Origin of the sequence: Actinomadura fibrosa (assembly GCF_900659615.1) — a bacterium.
GTDB lineage: Bacteria > Actinomycetota > Actinomycetes > Streptosporangiales > Streptosporangiaceae > Spirillospora > Spirillospora fibrosa.
Genome location: NZ_CAACUY010000474.1, coordinates 1 through 3088, shown reverse-complemented (window position 1 = coordinate 3088; position 3088 = coordinate 1). Strand labels below are relative to the sequence as shown.

The window sequence follows — 3088 nt, the reverse complement described above, 5'->3', positions numbered from 1 at the left end:
CGGACCGGGCGCAGCACGGCGAGGGTGAGGCGCAGGGCGGCGGCCGCGTCCAGCAGCGGGGAGAGCGCGAGCCCCGGCCCCGGCCGCGCGTAGCTGCCGCGCAGGGCCGCGACCAGGAGCAGCCGCTGCCCGAGCAGGCCGAGGTCCAGCGGCGTCGGACGGCCCGCCGCGAGCCGGAGCAGGGGCAGCGCGGCCGTGAGCCAGACCACGGCGAGGTCCCCGGCCGTCCGGGGGCCCGTGGTGACGTCCCACAGCGACAGCGTCCGGCCCCACTCCCGCCAGACCTCCGCCGCCGAGGCGTGCATGTCCACGTCGAGCAGCGGGCCCGCGTCCAGGAAGGCGACGTTCCAGCCCTCGCCCGCGAGCAGCCGGGCGAGCGCGACGTCGTCGCTGAGGTGGCCGCGGACGCGCGCGAACCCGTCGGCCGCCGCCATCCACTCCTTGCGGAACGCCATGCACTGCCCGTTGGCGAGCAGCCGGTCCGGGGACGGCGCCGCCGGGCCGATGGGCCCGAACCGGTAGACCAGCGTGGTGAGGAACGCGGCGTGCAGCGCCTGCTCGGCGAGCCCGTCGCAGATGAAGCGCGGTCCCGCCGACACCAGGTCGCAGGTTTCCAGCAGCTCGGCGAGCGCCCCGCACAGGCCCGCCTTGGGACGGGTGTCGGCGTCCAGGAGCACCACGACGGGCCCGGCGGCCGCCGCGAGGCCCTGCTCCAGCGCCCACTGCTTGCCGACCCACCCGTCCGGCAGGGGCTTGCCGCGGACGACGGTGGCGCCGAGGCGCTCGGCGAGCGCGGCCGTCCCGTCGCGCGACTCGTCGTCCACGACGATCACCTCGGCGACCGCGGGGTCGGCGAGCAGCGGGACCAGGCAGTCCGCGATCCGGGCCTCCTCGTCGCGGGCCGGGACGACCACGGAGACGGGGCACGGCGGCGACCCGGCGGCCGGAGCGAGGGGTGCCGGGCGGTTTCGGCCCCGGGCGAGGCGCGCGGCGACGACCGCCGCGGCCGCCGCCTGGGCGAGCGTGAGCGGCCCCACCGGCCACCTCGACGGCGACCACCGCGACGCCGCCCCTCCCGCCGGCCCGCTCGTCGTCCGGCGTCTCGACCCGATCATCGACCACCTCACCTGACGGCCTTTCCGGCCGGGAAATCCGCGTCGACCAGCGACGCGACGATGCGGCCGCCCATCGCGACCAGCGGCAGGCCGCCGCCCGGATGCGCCGTCCCGCCGACCAGGTACAGCCCGCGTCGCGGCCCCCGGTTGCCCGGCCTGCGGAACGGCGCGAGGCGACCCCGGTAGGGGGTGCCGTAGATCGCGCCGCCCCAGGCGTCGTACCGGTCGCGCAGGTCCGCCGGGGTGAACAGCTCCGTGAACCGCAGCCGCCCGGACAGGTCGTGGCCGCGGCCCGCCAGCCGTTCGAGCACCAGATCGCGGTAGGACTCGGGGCTCATCGGCCACCGGCCCGGATCCCCCGCCGGGACGTTGACGAGCATGACCCAGTTCTCCGCGCCCGCGGGCGCCTGCGTCGGGTCGTCCACCGCCGAGCAGCCGATGTAGACGGTCGGGTCGTCCGGCGGGCGCCGCCGCTCGAAGATGTCGGCGAACTCCCGCCGGTAGTCGGCGGAGAAGACGACGGAGTGGTGCGGGAGGCCGTCCGTGCGCCCCTCCACGCCCGCCAGGACCAGCAGCGCCGAGGACGACAGGCCGAGCCGCGCCAGCCCGCGCAGCCGCCGCCGGTCCGGGAGCAGCCGGCCGTACAGAGCCGCCGCGTCGGCGTTCACCACGACCGCGTCGGCGGCCTCCCGCGCGCCCGAGGCCAGCACCACGCCGGAGACGGACGAGCCGTCCGCGACGATCTCGGCCACGTCCGCGCCCAGATGGACCTCGACGCCCGCGGCGGCGAGCAGCCCCGCGAGGTCCTCGGCGATCCGGGGCAGCCCGCCGGGCACGTACCAGCCGCCGTCCCCGTGCTCGATCGCCGGGACGCAGCCGAGCGCCGCGGGCGCCTGGTACGGGCTCGACCCGGCGTATGTCGCGTACCGGCCGACGTACTGGCGCAGCCGGGCGTCGTCGAAGAAGCGCCGCGCCAGCCCGGCGAGCGTCCGGCCGGGCGCGACCGCGAACAGGTCACCGGCCCGGGGCCGCTCGGACGGGCGGCCCAGCGGCCCCGAGAAGAACGTCCGCCGGGACGCCGCGAGGCAGCCGTCCGCCCACGCGTGGAACGCGCGCCAGGCGGCGCCCTGCCCGGGCGCCAGCCGCTCGACCTCCGCCGCCATCCGCTTCGGATCGCGGTACGCCCGCAGCACGGACCCGTCGGCGAAGCGGTACCGGCACAGCTCGTCCAGCTCCACCAGGTCGCGCCGGACGCCGAGGTCCCGGAACACCTGCGGCAGCGTGAGCAGGGACGGGCCGAGCGAGAACACGAACCCGTCGCGCTCGTGCTCGGCGAGCTTCCCGCCGAGCCGCTCCAGCCGCTCGTACAGCCGGACGCGGTGGCCGCCGCGCGCCAGCGCCAGCGCGGCGGCCATCCCGCCGACCCCGCCGCCGACCACGATCACCTCGGCCATCGTCGCCTCCCGGCCGGCACGGCGAAGATCCCCATCGCGACGCCGCCGGCGACCGCCACGAGCCGGTCGGGCGGCTCGAACACGGCCGCGAACGCCACGGTCTCCATCACCGCCATCACGCAGTAGATCGCCACCAGCCCCCCGGACGGCGCCGCGCGCTCCTGTCTCCCGCCCACCCGTCTCCTGCCCGCCCGTCCCGGGCCCGACGCTCTCAGCAGGACGTCGATCACGGCCATGACCAGCGCCGACACCACCAGCCAGCCGAGGAAGTTGCTGACCGGAACGCCGCGGTAGGGGCCGGTGTCGTGCCACGTCCACAGGCCGAGCCGCAGCATCTGCGGGTCGAGGAACAGGTCCCAGGCCGTCAGCGCCAGGGCGCCCGCCGCGATCCGCGCCGGACCGCCCGCCGGGACGAGCGCGGCGGCGACTCCACGGTCGTCCCCACCACGTACAGCGGACGTCCCGGCTCCAGGATCCACTCCTCGTACCGGTACCGGACGACGTCCTCCGAAGGCAGCC

Annotated in this window: 4 protein-coding genes; all 4 read right to left on the bottom strand. The window is 77.3% G+C overall.

Annotation, left to right across the window (positions count from 1 at the left end; all coding sequences use genetic code 11):
* A partial coding sequence (locus E1300_RS48750; protein WP_242619903.1) for a glycosyltransferase family 2 protein occupies positions 1–1037 on the bottom strand: 1037 nt, incomplete at its 3' end.
* Positions 1038–1123: 86 nt separating this feature from the next.
* The gene (locus E1300_RS48745) at positions 1124–2569 is read right to left on the bottom strand and encodes a phytoene desaturase family protein (protein WP_165503346.1); all 1446 of its coding nucleotides are present in this window, start codon (positions 2567–2569) and stop codon (positions 1124–1126) included.
* Complete coding sequence (locus tag E1300_RS48740; protein WP_370786288.1) at positions 2557–2958, bottom strand: carotenoid biosynthesis protein; 402 nt, start codon at positions 2956–2958, stop codon at positions 2557–2559. Before E1300_RS48740 ends, E1300_RS48745 begins: the two co-directional genes overlap by 13 nt.
* Positions 2934–3041 carry a hypothetical protein gene (locus E1300_RS54175; RefSeq protein ID WP_370786286.1) on the bottom strand — a complete coding sequence of 36 codons (108 nt, stop codon included), beginning with the start codon at positions 3039–3041 and terminating at the stop codon, positions 2934–2936. The genes E1300_RS48740 and E1300_RS54175 overlap by 25 nt, the downstream gene beginning before the upstream one ends.
* Positions 3042–3088: the final 47 nt, after the last annotated feature.